This window comes from Anaerolineaceae bacterium oral taxon 439 (genome assembly GCA_001717545.1).
GTDB lineage: Bacteria > Chloroflexota > Anaerolineae > Anaerolineales > Anaerolineaceae > Flexilinea.
Map to the genome: position 1 here is coordinate 1,667,870 of CP017039.1, position 15,517 is coordinate 1,683,386.

Here is a 15,517-nt window from a genome sequence, read left to right on the forward strand (position 1 = left end):
GAGGACGAGAGGGTTTTTATGAAAAAAGCGACGGGAGAAATCGTTCAGGTCAACGGGAGCGTGATCGACGTCCGATTTCCACAGGAAGACTTGCCGGCGATTTACGAGGCATTGGAGATTCTTCGCCCGGATCAGGATTTCCTGACGATCGAAGTTGAAATCCTGCTGGATCATTCGGTTGCCCGCTGTATTGCGATGGGCGTAACGGACGGATTGAGGCGCGGGATGGCGGTTCGCCGGACCGGTTACCCAATTATGGTTCCGGTTGGGAACGATTCGCTGGGGCGGATCATGAACGTTTTAGGGCGGCCTGTCGACGGAAAGGGCAGCATCCGTTCGGAAATGTACTACCCGCTGCATCACATGGGGCCGGATTTCAGCCACCAGTCGACGCGAGTCGAGGTTCTCGAAACCGGGATCAAGGCGATCGACCTGGTCGCGCCGTTTACCAAGGGCGGGAAAACGGGAATTTTCGGCGGAGCGGGCGTCGGGAAGACGGTGATTATCATGGAGCTGATCCGGAATATCGCGCAGGTTCATCACGGCCTGTCGGTTTTCGCCGGCGTCGGCGAGCGGACGCGCGAAGGAACGGAGCTGTATCAGGAGATGACCGAGTCGGGCGTGCTGAAGGATACGGTCATGGTTTTTGGTCAGATGAACGAGCCGCCGGGCGTGCGGCTGCGCGTCGCGCTGACGGCGCTCGCGAACGCGGAGTTCTTCCGGAATCAGGGGCTGGATATCCTCCTTTTCATCGATAATATTTTTCGTTTCTCGCTCGCCGGGGCGGAGGTTTCTGCGCTGTTGGGGAACCTTCCGTCGGCAGTCGGGTATCAGCCGACGCTGGCGAATGAAATGGGCGAGCTTCAGGAGCGGATTACGTCGACGACGCTGGGCTCGATTACGTCGATGCAGGCCGTGTACGTTCCGGCGGACGATTATTCCGATCCGGCGCCGGTCACAACATTTACACATCTGGACGCGACGATCGCGCTCGAGCGTTCGATCGCGCAGAAAGGTATTTATCCGGCGGTCGACCCGCTGGCCTCGACGTCGCGGATTCTCGATCCGAATATCGTCGGCGAGAAACATTATCGCGTCGCGCGCGAGGTTCAGCGCGTTCTCCAGCATTATCGCGATCTTCAGGATATTATCGCGATTTTGGGGATCGACGAAATTTCCGAGGCGGACCGGCTGACGGTCAACCGCGCCCGCAAGATCGAGCATTTCTTTTCCCAGCCGATGTTCGTTGCGGAACGATATACCGGGTTTTCCGGACGCTATATCAAGCTTGAGGATACGATCGAAGGCTTCCGGGCGATTCTGGACGGCGAAGCCGACGACCTTCCGGAGCAGGCGTTTCATATGGTCGGGACAGTTGCGGAAGCGCGTGAGAAGGCTGCTAAGATGAAAATGGAAGCTGCGGGATGAGCCTGTTCGTTCGGATTTATTCGCGTTACCATGTCGTTTTCGAAGGGGAAGCGGATTTCGCTTCGATTCCGACGCGCATGGGCGAAGTTGGGATCCTCGAAAATCATATTCGGATGTATTCGAAATTGGAGAATGGAATTATCCGGCTTCGGAACGGCTCCAACGAACAGGAGTTCACCTGTACCGGCGGGATCATGGAGGTCCTTCCGAAGGAGATTCGAATTCTGGTCGACTCGGCTGAGAATGTCGAGATGATCGACGAAGCGCGCGCGGCGGAAGCGGTTCGCCGCGCGGAAACGGCGATGAAAGAAGCGCGGGAACAGAAGGACGACTCTGAATTTGCCCGTGCGTATCTCTTACTTAAGAAATCGCGGCTCCGCGTCAGCGCGGCGAAACGGCGATCGGCGCTCCGATCCGGATTTTCAGGCGATCATACCGGAAAGTAAACTTTTCGTTTATCATTAGATCAATCAAATCCGCGGCGAAACGAGGCAACCTACGGACGATGGCATTTCTATCACGTGAATTAGGGATCGATTTAGGAACGATGAACCTTGTTATCATCGAAGGGCGTCAGCTGTTGCTGCAGGAGCCGACAATCGCGGCGATTATTATTGAAGAATTGAAAATGGTCGAATGGGGCCAGGCGGCGAAAGACATGCTGGGACGCGTTCCGGACAGTATCGAGGTCGTTCAGCCGCTCCGGAACGGCGTTATCGCCGAATATGAAATTACCGAAAACCTGCTCCGGTTCGCGATTCAGAAGGTCTGCGGGACGATGCTCGTGTTCCGGCCGCGGATCCTGATTACGATCCCCTGCGGGATTACCAGCGTCGAACGCCGCGCGGTGCATGAAGTTGGACTGGGAACGAGCAGCCGCGAAGTATTTCTCATGGAACAGCCGTTGGCCGCGGCGATCGGGGTCGATCTTCCGATTTCGACGCCGTCGGGGAACATGATTATTTGTCTGGGCGGCGGACTGACCCAGGCGGCGGTCCTGGCGATGAACAGCGTCGTCACGTCCGAAACGAGTCAGGTCGCCGGCCTCCGGCTTGACGAGGCGATTCAGGGGTACGTCCGGAAGAAGTATGGGATTATTATCGGCCAGCCGACCGCGGAGCAGATTAAAATTCGAATTGGCTCCGCCGTGCAGGTCGAGCAGCCGCAATCGATGGAAATTCAGGGGCAGGACCAGGTAACCGGCCTGCCGAAACCGGTGCTGCTGACGACGGACGACGTGGTCGACGCGCTGCATGATCCGCTGGAGGAGATTGCCGGCACGGCGCGGAAGGTCCTCGAGAAGACGCCGCCGGAGCTGATTTCGGATATTATTGACCGCGGCGTCGCGCTTTGCGGCGGGACGAGCCTGCTGCGCGGGATCGATAAGTACCTGACGAAGACGCTGGGAATCCCGGCGTATATGGTCGACGAACCGACGATCTGCACTGCGTTAGGCGCGTCCAGGGCGATTTCGATGCGCGAAGTGTATCGGCGATCGATTATTCAGGGTTAAGTGAGCGCTGGACGCTTGCAGGGCGCATGCTGCTGTACTTTTTTCGGAAGTGAACTAATAACTTCTCTAAAGGTAGAACGTCATGTGCTGCAGCGCGCTAATCGGATCGATATACCGGACCTGGACGTCCTGGGGAACGACGAGATTCTGCGGCGCGTAGGTTAAGATTCCGCGGACGCCATATTCGATCATCTGGTTGGCGACGGACTGCGCTTCGCTTCCGGGAACGGCGAGAAGGGCGAGGCGGATTTCGTATTTACGGATAAACGCCTCGGCCTCATCCATCGAACGGATCGGAACGCCATGAACTTCTCTTCCGATCAGGTTCGGATCAATATCGAAGACCGATACGATCCGGAATCCAGAATCCGGCGTATTGTAATAGTTCAGGACGCCATGGCCGACGTTCCCGAAGCCAATCAGAACCATTTCCCATGTCCGGTCGACCTGCAGGATTTCTTCAAGCTGCCGGATCAGGTAATCGATATCATAGCCTTTCCCCTGTTTCCCGAATTCGCCGAATTGGGAAAGGTCCTTTCGGACCTGCGGCGCGGTGTATCCGAAGATTTCGGCTAATTCTTTGGAAATAATCGTGTTTCGCGTCGCCTGAAGCTGCTTGAGCGTCCGGAGGTAATACGGAAGACGGCTGATCACGATGTCGGAGGCGATTCGTTCGTTTTTTGGCATGTGTTTCTGCCTTTTTAATACCTTCGCCGGCGATTTCCGCCGCTCAGGATACTGGAATAGTAAAGGAGCGTGGCGATCGATTGAAGCGCGGCGGCGATATACGTCAGCGCGGCTGCGTCGAGGACGGTGGCAATGCCTTTCTGTTCTTCTGCGGTGAAGACGCCGGTATTCGCAGCCCATTTTTTCGCGCGGTTCGAAGCGTCAAATTCGACCGGCAGCGTGATCAGCGTGAAGACGGTCGTCAGCGAAAAAAGAATAATCCCGACCCAGGCGATCGTGATCCCGAAGTTCCCGACGAGAGAGGAAAGCGCGAGCCCGCCGATGAATAACAGGATCCCCAGATTCGAGCCGATTCCGACGACTGGGACGATCCGCGACCGGAGTGTCAGCCATGGATAAGCAGCCGCATGCTGATAGGCGTGTCCCGCTTCATGGCAGGCGACGCCGACCGAAGCGACGCTGGCGGAATCATAGACGCCCTGGCTGAGCCTGAGAACGCGTTTCGTCGGGTCATAATGATCCGTGAGGGTTCCTTCGACGCGCTCGATCTGAACGTTTTGGAGCCCCGCCTGATCCAGCATTTTGCGCGCGGCTTGCGCTCCGCTCATGCCGTACTGCGTCGGGACGGCGGAATATTTACTGTAGGCGGAGCGGATACGGGACTGCGCCCAGAGTCCGAGGATCATGGGGATGATTACGAACAGGAAATAGGTTTGCATGCTGCCTCTTTTCGGTTGACGCGAGGATTCCCCGCGTTTTTTCTTTCAGGCTTCCATAAATTCTGGAAGGCGAAGTAACTGCATTGAAAGATTTTAGCATAAGTTCGCCGGATGTTTTCGGGTTTCTGCGCTGATTTTCTGACCCGGATGAGGACGGGATGGGTCCGTTTTGAAGATACCCTTCCCTGGTCATAAGTTGTATATAATTAGGGGGGTAACGGATTCCGGACGCGTTTCGGGCTATTTCAGAGATAAAAGCGAAAGTTGGGCGATAAGTATGGATCCTAAGTCGTTTCAGGAATGTCATATCGGGCTGGCAAGGCGGGTCCTTCCGTGCTTAATGTTTTTGTTGATTCTGGCTGTCGGTTTGATCGTATATGATGATTATGGAATCCCGTATGACGACGTTCAGGAACGGCGAACGACTTTAGTCAATTTGAAATATATACTGCGGTCGGCTGCGCCTTCGCTTTCGCTGCCGGCGGAGCTTGAATCCGCTCAGGATCTTCTGCAATGGGGCGACCGGTATTATGGCGTTGCAGCGCAATTGCCGACGGCGATCGTCGAATATATTTTCGGTTTCTCGTTCAGTTGGCGCCGGATTTTCATGCTTCGGCACTTTTGGACCTTCCTTCAATTTTTCACGGCGCTGATTTTTTTCTTTTTGATCCTTCGGCGCAGGTTCAGATCGACGTTTTTAGCGATGGCAGGCGTTCTATGCCTGTGGCTCAGTCCTCGAATTTTCGCTGACGCATTTTATAATATCAAGGACATCCCCTTTCTTTCGTGGGTCATCATTGCGAGTTATTTTATGTTCCTTCGAATAGAGAACAGTTCGAAAAGCGCATTGGCGCTCTTTGCGTTCTTCTCGGCGATAGCAACGAATACCCGTGTCGTCGGAGGTATTTTGCTGTTGCTGGGCTTTGTCGTCCTCGTTATTGAATTTATCCGGAAACGCCGTCCGGTCAGGTCTTTTTTGTTTGATTGCCTGATTTTATTTTTGGTGTATGGCGTGGGCTGGGTCCTGATTTCTCCGGTCGCCTGGAGTGATCCGATTGGCGCAATGATTCAAACGCTTCGATATTTCTCTGCGCATCCGCATCCTTTAGCTGAACTGTACTTTGGAACCGTATTGACTTCAAAACCGCTCCCATGGCATTATTTGCCTGTCTGGATTGGAATTACGACGCCGATCCTGATTGTTGTCAGCTTTGTTATCGGGGCGGGTATTTTTACGCGGCGCTTAATGCTGCGGCGCGGACGTGAGAGCGCGTTTGAGCTGCAGCTGATGGATGGATACGCTGCCGCGTTGGTAGTACTGCCGGTTCTTTCCGCGATTCTATTAAATTCGACGCTGTATAATGGATGGCGTCATTTTTACTTCGTGTATCCATGGATTATTTTTATCTCGGCTATCTGTGTGGATTGGTTGCTTCGAATGGATCGACGGATGGCCCGATCCGCGGCGACAGCGATCGTTATTCTTGGGATCGGCTGGCTCGCCGGGTGGAACCTGCGCTTCCATCCGTATCAGTACGTTTACTTTGGAGGTTTCCTCGCTGAAAGCCAGCGAGAAGATTTTGAGAACGATTATTGGGGCGTTTCGGGGCGACGGACGTTAGAAAAGATCATCGAGACGGATTCTGATTCCCGGGTTGCCGTGTCGACGATTGGCGTTCGGTTGGATCTTGCAATTCTTTTTTTTCCGGAACAGGAAGCTGAAAGGATCTACCTGGTTGATTGGAACGACGATTATTCAGAAAAGGATTATCTTGCTATTGGATATTCCTCGAAAGAATATAATCTGTTTGGAAAAAGCTGCGTCTTTCGATCTGACTTCCAGTTCCCGGCTTACGAGCGGGTCGACCTGTTAATGGTGGACAGACTGCCGATCGTGGGGCTCTACAAGCGGATCACGAACCGATATTTGGGGATCGAAAAGATATCGGCCGCTTCCGACGAAGAAAAGGCTGGGGAAGCGATTCCGGCGTTGACGGATTGGGACCGGACGACGGAATGGAGCTATGACGAAACGGCGAACGCGAAGAAAATTTCACTGCTGATCGAGTTGCGAGAACCCCAATCTATTTCCGGGGTGACGCTGCGGACGGTTATCCAGCGGCATGGGGTCCCGGCGAAGGTGGTTATCTCGACGTCCATGGATGGCTCGGCGTATCGACCGGTGACGCTGACGGATACGAGCTATGCGGAGTTCTTCTTTGAACCGGTCGAGGCGCGGTACGTTCGGATCGAAGGCGCTGAAGCGGGGACGGATTGGCGCCTGAGCGAAGTGCAGCTTTGGGCTGGGACGCTTGATTAGAATGGATATGCTGGCATGACGAACTTGAATGATTTTTTGAAGCGTTCCTGGAAAACGATTGTTATTGTGTTTGTTTTCGCGGGAATTCTTCTGATCGGATTGGTCATTTATGATGATTATGGTATAGCGTATGACGAAACGATCGAGCGGACAACGACTTTTGTAAACTTGAAGTATATTCTCGAAACGATTCATCCGCAAATCCGGCTCCCGGAGGTATTTGACGAGATTCCTGATTTGGCTGAATGGAAGGATCGGTATTACGGCGTCGCGGTTCAGCTTCCGGCTGCAATGATCGAATGGATGACTGGTTTTAAATTCAGCCAATTTACGATTTATAGAATCAGGCACCTGTGGATTTTCCTGCAATTTTATGCTGCATTGATTTTTTTCTTTCTCTTGTTGCGAAGACGTTTCGCCTCTGTCCGGACCGCGATAATCGGCGTTCTTTTGCTATGGTTGAGTCCGCGAATTTTCAGTGACGCTTTCTATAATATTAAAGACCTTCCGTTTTTATCCTGGATCGTTATTTCGTTGTACTTCATGTTCCGCTGGCTTGAAAATCGTTTGAGAAGGTATTTGATTCTTTTCTCGATCGTCTCTGCTGTAGCGATTAATATTCGAATTGTCGGGGGAATGCTGATTGCGGTAGCTGTCGGAATTCTGATCAGCCAGCTTTTGCGAAAGGAAAAATTACCGAAGACAGTTGTTGCGGAGGCTCTGACTATTTTTTTTGTTTCGGCGGCTGTTTGGATCTTGATTACCCCGTTAGCCTGGAAGAATCCGATCCTCGTTTTGGGGGATACGTTGCGGACGTTTTCATCATATCCCCACTATACTCGCGAACTATATTTTGGGAAGCGTTATTTAAACACACAGCTTCCCTGGCATTATCTTCCGATTTGGATTGGGATTACGACGCCTGTCCTCGTTATTTTCAGCTTTTTGGCTTGTTTGTTGTGGGAAACTGGAACCTTTGTCTGGCGCTTTTTCAACGGTGATAAGCCCCGAAATATAGCGGGTTCGACGATTCAAAAAAGTTTTGATCGCGGCATTTTGGCGCTTATTTTTATCCCGATTCTTTTCACGATACTATTTCATTCACCGATATATAACGGATGGCGACACTTTTATTTTGCTTATCCCTGGATTGTTTATTTTGCGGTTGATTGGATAGATCGTTTATCAAAGTCAAGATTTAGTTTTGTCAGGGCTGCTATTTTTAGTTTGGTTGGGATGAGCCTGATTTATAATGCATCTTGGATTATTCGCGTTCATCCTTATCAATTTATCTATTTCAATGAAGTATTCCCGCGGAATATTCGGACGGGGTTTGAAAAGGATTACTAGTGCGTCTCTTGTCGGGATTTATTGCGGCAGCTTCTTGATCAGGACTCTAACCTGAGAATCGGTATTGATGCCTGGGGAATGATCCTTTCGCAGAGTTTTGATGGGCTACGAACGGAGGAGGCTGAAAGACTGATCTACGTTTTCGGCGGAGACGATTACTCGGAAATTGATTATTTCCTCGTTTCATATACCGGGTTTGTCGAGTCTCCATTCTGCAATCCCGCTTACGAAAAGGTTGATGAAATGGTTGTGGATGATTTGCCGCTTTTTGGAATTTACCGCCGCGTTAAGGATCGCTTTGTGGGTTCGCAGAATTTAACCGTTCTTGCGGAGGGAGCTGAGAATGAGGTGGTCGTGTCAGAAGCGCTGACGGATTGGGACCGGACGACGGAATGGAGCTATGACGAAACGGCGAACGCGAAGAAAATTTCACTGCTGATCGAGTTGCGAGAACCCCAATCTATTTCCGGGGTGACGCTGCGGACGGTTATCCAGCGGCATGGGGTCCCGGCGAAGGTGGTTATCTCGACGTCCATGGATGGCTCGGCGTATCGACCGGTGACGCTGACGGATACGAGCTATGCGGAGTTCTTCTTTGAACCGGTCGAGGCGCGGTACGTTCGGATCGAAGGCGCTGAAGCGGGGACGGATTGGCGCCTGAGCGAAGTGCAGCTTTGGGCTGGGCGCGAGGCGAAACAGGAGGGGCCGGACGGAGAGATTTCGCAAGGCTCGCAAATGTCATGACTTTCGCTATGGCGGAGCAGGACGACGGTATAATCAACATGCCTGAAAGTTGGGTTTATTACGGTGGGCAGCACGAAGGAGCAAGATCAATGACACCACTTCCAAAACGAAAAGTCGCGGCCGCGCGACGCGATCGACGCCGAGCGCATGATTTTCTGACGCCGAGTAATTTAACCGTTTGCAGCAATTGCGGTGAAGTCCGCTTGCCGCATACGGTGTGCCCGAATTGTGGATTTTACAAGGGCCGTGAAGTCGTCAAGGTCAATAGCGACGAAAAAGCCGCCTGAAGCGTAAACCCGAATTTGAAAAGGCCGCCTCATTTTGGAGACGGTCTTTTTTTATTTACGCCGCGGACGAAGCCGCAGGTTCCGCGGCGAGATAGGGCTGAAAACGGACGAAATAGCGTCCTGGAATTGAGCCCGCGATGACCACGCCGGAAGTCCGGCTTTCAGTCATCGTTACGAGTCCTTCGTCATGAAAAAGCGCGATCAGGGCGCCTTCCTGATATGGGAGGAAGAGCTCGACCTCGATCATTTTCTCATACAGCGCTTCCATGATTCCTCTTTTCAGTTCTTCTAATCCGACGCCAGACTTCGCTGAAATCAGGAACGCATCTGGCTCGGTCCTTTCAAGCAGTTCGCGTGTTGCGGCGGCGTCTTCAAGCGTGTCCGCTTTGTTGAAAACGTTCAGAGCTGGAATGTGATCCGCGCCGATTTCTTTCAGCGTCTCTTTAACGCTTTCGAACTGCTCGAAGGCGTTGTCATGCGAAACGTCGATCAGGTGAATCAGGAGATCGGCTTCGACGATTTCTTCGAGCGTGGAACGGAACGCCGCGATGAGCTGGGTCGGAAGTTTGCGGATGAATCCGACCGTATCGGTAAACAGGCAGTAGCGTCCTCCTGGAAGTCGGACGCGGCGCGTCGTCGGGTCGAGCGTTGCGAAAAGCTGGTCAGCGACGTAAACGTCGGCGTCTGAGAGCGCGTTGAGCAGGGTTGATTTACCGGCGTTCGTATAGCCAATAATCGCAACGATCGGGATACGCGATCGTTTTCGCTGACCGCGATATCGTTCGCGATGTTCCGAGACTTTCCCGATCTGTTTTTTGAGGATCGCAATCCGTTTTCGGATTTCCCGTTTATCGACTTCAAGCTGCGTTTCGCCGGGGCCGCGAAGTCCAACGCCGCCCGCGGAGCCGGAACGCCCGGACGCGCCGCCGCCCTGCCGTTCGAGATGGCCCCATGCATGCGACAAGCGCGGAAGGCGGTATTCATGCTGTGCCAGTTCAACTTGCAGCCTGCCTTCATGCGTTTGCGCGTGTTGAGCGAAGATATCGAGAATCAGCGCGGTCCGGTCGATGACGCGGAGCGCATTCCCCAGACCCTTTGAGATTTCGCGCAGGTGCCTTGGCGAAAGCTCGGTATCGAGAATGACGACGTCGGCCATACGCTCCTCCGCGAGCGCCCTGACCTCTTCTAATTTGCCTTTGCCGATGTAGGTTGCCGGATCCGGAGCTTGACGTTTCTGCGCAGTTTCGCCGACGACTTCGAGCCCAGCCGTTTCGGCTAACAGCGCGCATTCTTCCAACGAATCAGCGACCGGGAGCGGTTGGGGTTCGCTGATAATTTCAACGCCGACGAGAAACGCCCGTTCGATCGGGCGATTGGTTGTACGCAGATTCGATTCATTCATTAATACAGGATTATAACGGCGTTTTACCGATTACGGACTATCGGTTTATATCGATAAGGAGTCGCGGACATCAGATTCAGACAGTCTGGCGGAGCTGGCGCGGCAGGGCGCGAACGCAAACGAAATCATCTGACGGCGAATTATCGGGAGCTGAGCGAGGCAGCGGGACTTCCAACACGACGAGAGCGGATGAGAGCGAGCGGAGGGTATGACGTTCAGCTCCCCGGTTCGTTAGCGCCTCCAACTGGATTCGAACCAGCAACCTACGGTTTAGAAGACCGCCGCTCTGTCCGTTGAGCTATGGAGGCGGGTACCCGCCTATTATAACAAAATTATTCGATCCCGTACCTGCTTTCCGCGAACGCCGCAGGCCCGATTCGGGGCGGCTAATATGGCTTGATTCCTCGATAAATCCTTGGCCCCGACAGCGTTTTCAGGATCGTCCCCGCCGGCTTCTTCAATATCTCGCTCAGTTCGCGACAGGATAGGGGTTGGTTCCCGTTCGCCAGGAAAATCCGGAAAACAGAATCGGTCAACGGACCGTTCGGTTGGAGAAAACTTTCCTGCCGGGCGCAGTGATTCGTTAAAATCTCCTGAAGCGTATCCCGGCGCGAAACTTCGCCCGTCTCCGGATCGATAAAATCGACCATGGTATCGCTTTCCGGCTGGCTCAGGAAGAAATCCCGATGCTCGTCGCACATGCAGCGGACCATCGCGTTCCGCCAGCCTAAATCGCTGGCCTGCCACCACTCGAAGTCGATATGAAACTGCGTATCGATCGACGGCTTGAAGAAAAGGCCTTTTTCCGCTTTCGTCTCGCTCATCCGTTCCCTCCTTCCTCGGCTCCTTCGACAGGATTAAGTTTAAACGATAAATTGGACAGGGGCGTAATGTTTTCGTCCTCCAGCAAGGCCGCTAAGAGTTCTTTCGGGGCGCAGCGATGCATCATATTTAAGCCGGCATAGAGTTCGGAAAAATGGATAATTCCCTGCGGATTTTCACGGGTGATTTCGCGAAACGTCTGCCGGATGAGGCGTTGAAACTGGATGTCTTGCCTGTTATGGTTTTCCCAGAGAACGTCCAGCTGCGGCGTATTTTCAACATGGATCGCAAGCCGTTCGTCAAAAGCGGTCGAGACATGCTGCTGCCGTGTTTCGAAAAAAAGACGCCCTTTTGCGTCGAACTGCGCCGTGCGAATCCAATCCTTTGACGACCGCGGCGGGATTTTCGAAAGCAGGACCTGATCATGCGTTTCGCCAGGGCGAATTCGAATCACGCTTCCGGGAATAATTTTATTCGCCCGGTACCAAGGCTTCAGGCCGCAGACGTAATTCTCGTCGCGGATGACCCACCCCATGAACGTGTCTTCGGTCGATTCGTCAACAAAATTAAAAACATAGTGATTCGTTTCGGTCGAGCTTGGAAAGATATCGAGCGTCGCGCCTAAAAGCGGAAGCGTGCCCGCTTTCCAATGCGGATAGGACACGCAGAAGTCAAAATGATCCGGGGACGCATACGGCTGTTCCAGACTGCCTTCGTCTAATTCGTCATGGATCAGGTATTCCGTCGGATCGAGCTCGATTTCTTCGTGGTTCGTCGAGTAGGCTGAAGGACGGTGCCGCAATGTCAGCGGGACCTTCCGAACGTCTTCCGGTTCCAGCGAATACAGCGTCCAGAGAATTTTTCCGAGAGAGCCGACCTCGTCGAAACGTTCGTCCTGTTTCAGCGCATAATTAAACGAAAATTCGGTCAACGCTGCGTTGCTGTCGCTTGGATACTCGATCATTTCGAGGATTTTCGCGGTCGAAAGCGGGACCCCGTTTTCCATCTCCATCGCCGCTTCGGCCAGGTTCAGGAAGCCGGGATTGACGTCCGCTAAAAGCGCGGTCGGGAACCAGTAATCCGACATGCCGAAAAGCTCCTCGGATCGGCTCAGGTCGCGCCGAAGCGACTTCAGGATCAGTTTCCCGTATTTCTTCAGCGTGCCGTTCAGGTCCATGAAATCCGGATAGAACGCGCTGAGCGGATCCAGCTGGTTCAGCGCATGCGTTTCGACGCCGGCGGCAAACTCTTTCTCTTTACCGTCGGCGAAGCGAAATTTCGCGACGCTGAATTCAGGCAGATCCGGATTTTTCCCCTTTCGAAGCTCGATAACCGTTCCGACCTGATTCGCTAACTTGGGAAAGGCAACCTGATCGCCGGGCTGATACGAATCGGCAGGGCGATAAATTTTCCCGAGCTCCGAGATCGATTTCATCAGTTCGTTCCGTTGAACGCGAATCCGTTCGCCGATCATCGCTTCCGCGATTTCCCTGGTCGACGCGGGCGTCTCTTTCTCAAGTAAATAGTTATAAATAAAATCCAGATCGGACGAGGATAAGGAAAACTTCGTCCAGTCAGGTTGTGTGATCGTTTGATTCGGTTCCATCGTAAGTAATCTCCTAACCGGAAAGATTCAGTCTACGGAAAATCCGTTTTCAGCCATGTATTCGGGTCGACGTAAATCCCGTTAACGCGGATTTCCCAATGCAGGTGCGGCCCGGCAGAGCGGCCGGAATTCCCGATCAGCCCGATGACCTCGCCGCGCTTTACTTCCTGTCCGACGGTGACGACCGCTTGAGATTGGTGCGAATAGGTCGAGTATACGCCCCAGCCATGGTCAATAATCGTGTGAAGCCCATGAATCGGAAGCTCGGAACAGAAGAGGACTTTCCCGTCCGCAGCGGCGTAGATATTGATATTATTCGCGGTCCAAACGCCGAAGTCAAGCCCTGTGTGGTAATTTTTGTAATCGGTATTATTGTACGTCCTGCGGTTTCCGAAACCCGACGCAATATATGGCTCGTCGACAGGGTAGGACATTCGCGTTCCCCATTGCCGGATCGGCGACGTCTCGGTCACGCCTTCGAGCGCCTGTCGGTCAATATCGTTGCTGTGATCTTCGAGAGTAGCGGCGTCGACGCCGGAAACGACCTCGTAGGTAAACAGGCCCGGCTCGATCAGGATTTTCTGGTCGAGCGTAAAGGTTTCGCCGTCTTCAGCAACCGCTCGCAGGCTGATATCGCTCAGGCCGGTGGTCTGGTCGGCTTTGATCCCGATCATCGCGATCTTCCTGTCGGGAGTCTCTGGATCGTTGAAAAAGCGAAGCGCGGCTCCGGCGAGCGACCCCGAGAGGTCGAGATTCTTCGCCTGATCGATTTCCAATACATAGGTCTCGCCCTGAACGAGCGGAAGGCTCCGCAATTCGAGCCTGGTAAACAGCGGCGTAATACTTTGAGCGGTTGCGTCGCTGCCTTCCGCCGATCTGACAAAAACGAGCTGGCGGTCGGTACGGTCCCAGTTGCCGGCAAGCTGATTTATTTTCTTTAATTCTGCCGGATTGACGTTCTGCTGAACCGCTTTTTCGATTAGCGTTTCTCCCTCGGCGAACGAAGAGGCGGGGGCGTAGGGCGACGCTTCTTCGGATTCCACGAGGATAATCGTTTTTCCGATATAAAACTCTGAACGGCTGGCGACATGATTGATTCGAAGGATGTCCTCCGCGCTCATTCCGGACCGGATCGCAACGCTTGAGAGCGTATCGCCGATCTGGACAGCGTCGGTTACGAGCTTCCCGGACAGCCCTTTTAGCGAGGGGATTTTAATCTGATCGCCGATCGAAATCGTATCCGCGTTGGCAATGTTGTTAATATCGATAATTTCCTGAACAGTTGTTCCAAATCGAATCGCGACCAGCGAAAGAAAATCGCCGGATTCAATCTGATAAATCGGGTAAACGTCGTTATTTTGAGCGAAAACGACTGCGGCCGGGAGAAGAATAGCGGCGAAAAGAATCGGGAAAAAATGAGCGCGGCGGATCAGCTTGTTCAACATAATACCCGAATATTGTAACATAATTGTCCGGGCGCTGACCGTTATTCATCAGATGCCTTACGCCTGCCCGTTCTGGGCGTGCCGAAAATCGCCTGATACGTGTCGTCGAGTTCTTCGTTTGCCAGATGCGAATAGCGCTGCGTTACGGCAATATTGCTATGCCGGGCAAATTCCTGCGCGATTTTCAGGTTGCCGGTCGCCTGGAGGACCATCGTTACAAAATAGTGGCGGAAGGAGTGGGGCGTGATCGTTCCGACCGCATCTTCGCCCAGGCATTGTTCAACCCGCTCAGAAACGATCATGCGACCGGTTTTCGTCGTAATCGGGAGCGTCTTTTTCCCGGCGCCTTTATCATGTCGCGAGAAAATCGGGAGAGCGGAGCGGGCGAGCGCGAATTTCTCGCCGAGTTCGGCGCGGAGACCTAAATAATTTCGCATAGCCAATATAGAACGATCAGAAAACCTGATTATCGCTTCTTTATTCCCCTTCCCAATAATAATAGCCTTTCCCGTTCGCCAATTAATATCGCCAAGCCGAAGGCCGCAGATTTCATGAATTCGCAGTCCGGTATCGGCAAGCGTCAACAGGAACGCCGAATCCCGGCAGTTAATTAATCGATCCGTCTCGGTTTCGCATAGGATAGAGGGGAGGGACTCCGCGTATTCAAGGACCTTGCGAATATCTTCTTCCGGGAACTGCGGCAGGCGAACGCCGGGTTTCCGCGTTCGATGACGGATCAGCATTTTGACACGATTCAGATTCAGGCTCAGCATATTTTCCGCCGCAAGATATTCTAAAAAGCTTTTGAGTACGTTGATATACAGCGTTTCTGTCGTCGGTGAATAGCTTTTCAGATAGGTCGAAAAATCCGAGACGATCGTTTCGTCGAGGACTTCGACCAGGACCGAATCGAGCTCCGAATCCTCAAGGTTTTCATTTTCCTTGTACATCTCCAAAAAAGCTTTCATTCCATTTTGATAGGTTTTCGCTGTATTTCGGCTGCGTGAATTTTCGATCTGGCGGACGAACCGATTCGTCGCGTCTGAAAGCGTTACGGATTCCGGCATGATTAAATGGCTCCTGTTTTGCTGGCTCTTATGCGTACGATAATAATTCTTATCGCACCCATAATAATAACCGAGCTGCGTTCGACTGTCAAGATGCTCTTATCCTTGAATTCGCGCCGGTTTGCAA

14 protein-coding genes and 1 tRNA gene are annotated in these 15,517 nt (G+C 53.0%); 7 read left to right on the forward strand and 8 right to left on the reverse strand.

The window, feature by feature from the left end; all coding sequences use genetic code 11:
• Positions 1-18: 18 nt before the first annotated feature.
• Genes BEQ56_07500 through BEQ56_07510 form a run of 3 tightly spaced genes read left to right on the forward strand, consistent with a single transcriptional unit; the run spans position 19 to position 2,941 of the window.
• Positions 19-1,428 carry a F0F1 ATP synthase subunit beta gene (locus tag BEQ56_07500; GenBank protein AOH43333.1) on the forward strand — a complete coding sequence of 470 codons (1,410 nt, stop codon included), beginning with the start codon at positions 19-21 and terminating at the stop codon, positions 1,426-1,428.
• Positions 1,425-1,874 (forward strand): ATP synthase F1 subunit epsilon, encoded by a 450-nt coding sequence (locus BEQ56_07505; GenBank protein AOH43334.1) that lies wholly within the window; start codon positions 1,425-1,427, stop codon positions 1,872-1,874. Before BEQ56_07500 ends, BEQ56_07505 begins: the two co-directional genes overlap by 4 nt.
• Positions 1,875-1,933: 59 nt before the next feature.
• Positions 1,934-2,941 (forward strand): rod shape-determining protein, encoded by a 1,008-nt coding sequence (locus BEQ56_07510; GenBank protein ID AOH43335.1) that lies wholly within the window; start codon positions 1,934-1,936, stop codon positions 2,939-2,941.
• Between the two features lie 66 nt (positions 2,942-3,007).
• Here BEQ56_07510 and BEQ56_07515 read toward each other — a convergent pair whose 3' ends face one another.
• Both BEQ56_07515 and BEQ56_07520 read right to left on the reverse strand, forming a co-directional pair.
• On the reverse strand, positions 3,008-3,628 hold the full coding sequence (locus tag BEQ56_07515; GenBank protein AOH43336.1) for a redox-sensing transcriptional repressor Rex: 621 nt from the start codon (positions 3,626-3,628) through the stop codon (positions 3,008-3,010).
• A gap of 14 nt (positions 3,629-3,642) precedes the next feature.
• Positions 3,643-4,347 (reverse strand): zinc metallopeptidase, encoded by a 705-nt coding sequence (locus BEQ56_07520; GenBank protein AOH43337.1) that lies wholly within the window; start codon positions 4,345-4,347, stop codon positions 3,643-3,645.
• A 340-nt stretch (positions 4,348-4,687) separates the two neighbouring features.
• Between BEQ56_07520 and BEQ56_07525 the strand changes: the two genes are divergently transcribed.
• From BEQ56_07525 to BEQ56_07540, 4 genes are all read left to right on the forward strand, one after another.
• Positions 4,688-6,667 carry a hypothetical protein gene (locus BEQ56_07525; protein ID AOH43338.1) on the forward strand — a complete coding sequence of 660 codons (1,980 nt, stop codon included), beginning with the start codon at positions 4,688-4,690 and terminating at the stop codon, positions 6,665-6,667.
• 15 nt (positions 6,668-6,682) lie between these two features.
• A complete protein-coding gene (locus tag BEQ56_07530) occupies positions 6,683-8,017 on the forward strand; it encodes a hypothetical protein (GenBank protein ID AOH43339.1) in 1,335 nt (444 codons plus the stop codon).
• A gap of 21 nt (positions 8,018-8,038) precedes the next feature.
• Positions 8,039-8,761 (forward strand): hypothetical protein, encoded by a 723-nt coding sequence (locus BEQ56_07535; protein AOH43340.1) that lies wholly within the window; start codon positions 8,039-8,041, stop codon positions 8,759-8,761.
• An 89-nt stretch (positions 8,762-8,850) separates the two neighbouring features.
• A complete protein-coding gene (locus tag BEQ56_07540) occupies positions 8,851-9,048 on the forward strand; it encodes a 50S ribosomal protein L32 (protein ID AOH44455.1) in 198 nt (65 codons plus the stop codon).
• 55 nt (positions 9,049-9,103) lie between these two features.
• On the opposite strand, the gene BEQ56_07545 is transcribed toward BEQ56_07540, so the two are convergent.
• The 6 genes from BEQ56_07545 to BEQ56_07570 form a co-directional block, all read right to left on the reverse strand.
• A complete protein-coding gene (locus tag BEQ56_07545) occupies positions 9,104-10,450 on the reverse strand; it encodes a GTPase HflX (protein ID AOH43341.1) in 1,347 nt (448 codons plus the stop codon).
• Between the two features lie 232 nt (positions 10,451-10,682).
• Positions 10,683-10,758: transfer RNA gene (locus tag BEQ56_07550), tRNA-Arg, on the reverse strand.
• A gap of 78 nt (positions 10,759-10,836) precedes the next feature.
• Complete coding sequence (locus BEQ56_07555; protein AOH43342.1) at positions 10,837-11,274, reverse strand: hypothetical protein; 438 nt, start codon at positions 11,272-11,274, stop codon at positions 10,837-10,839.
• Complete coding sequence (locus BEQ56_07560; protein ID AOH43343.1) at positions 11,271-12,878, reverse strand: hypothetical protein; 1,608 nt, start codon at positions 12,876-12,878, stop codon at positions 11,271-11,273. The genes BEQ56_07555 and BEQ56_07560 overlap by 4 nt, the downstream gene beginning before the upstream one ends.
• Before the next feature lie 32 nt (positions 12,879-12,910).
• Positions 12,911-14,344, reverse strand: coding sequence for a hypothetical protein (locus BEQ56_07565; GenBank protein ID AOH43344.1), 1,434 nt, complete (start codon positions 14,342-14,344; stop codon positions 12,911-12,913).
• Positions 14,345-14,364: 20 nt separating this feature from the next.
• Entirely contained in the window at positions 14,365-15,390 is a 1,026-nt protein-coding gene (locus BEQ56_07570) for a hypothetical protein (GenBank protein ID AOH43345.1), read from the reverse strand.
• Positions 15,391-15,517 lie beyond the last annotated feature (127 nt).

Coding starts and splice junctions, on each gene's coding strand:
- BEQ56_07500 (AOH43333.1), top strand. CDS start 19: ATGAAAAAAGCGACGGGAGAAATCGTTCAGGTCAACGGGAGCGTGATC.
- BEQ56_07505 (AOH43334.1), top strand. CDS start 1,425: ATGAGCCTGTTCGTTCGGATTTATTCGCGTTACCATGTCGTTTTCGAA.
- BEQ56_07510 (AOH43335.1), top strand. CDS start 1,934: ATGGCATTTCTATCACGTGAATTAGGGATCGATTTAGGAACGATGAAC.
- BEQ56_07515 (AOH43336.1), bottom strand. CDS start 3,628: ATGCCAAAAAACGAACGAATCGCCTCCGACATCGTGATCAGCCGTCTT.
- BEQ56_07520 (AOH43337.1), bottom strand. CDS start 4,347: ATGCAAACCTATTTCCTGTTCGTAATCATCCCCATGATCCTCGGACTC.
- BEQ56_07525 (AOH43338.1), top strand. CDS start 4,688: ATGTTTTTGTTGATTCTGGCTGTCGGTTTGATCGTATATGATGATTAT.
- BEQ56_07530 (AOH43339.1), top strand. CDS start 6,683: ATGACGAACTTGAATGATTTTTTGAAGCGTTCCTGGAAAACGATTGTT.
- BEQ56_07540 (AOH44455.1), top strand. CDS start 8,851: ATGACACCACTTCCAAAACGAAAAGTCGCGGCCGCGCGACGCGATCGA.
- BEQ56_07545 (AOH43341.1), bottom strand. CDS start 10,450: ATGAATGAATCGAATCTGCGTACAACCAATCGCCCGATCGAACGGGCG.
- BEQ56_07555 (AOH43342.1), bottom strand. CDS start 11,274: ATGAGCGAGACGAAAGCGGAAAAAGGCCTTTTCTTCAAGCCGTCGATC.
- BEQ56_07560 (AOH43343.1), bottom strand. CDS start 12,878: ATGGAACCGAATCAAACGATCACACAACCTGACTGGACGAAGTTTTCC.
- BEQ56_07565 (AOH43344.1), bottom strand. CDS start 14,344: ATGTTACAATATTCGGGTATTATGTTGAACAAGCTGATCCGCCGCGCT.
- BEQ56_07570 (AOH43345.1), bottom strand. CDS start 15,390: ATGCCGGAATCCGTAACGCTTTCAGACGCGACGAATCGGTTCGTCCGC.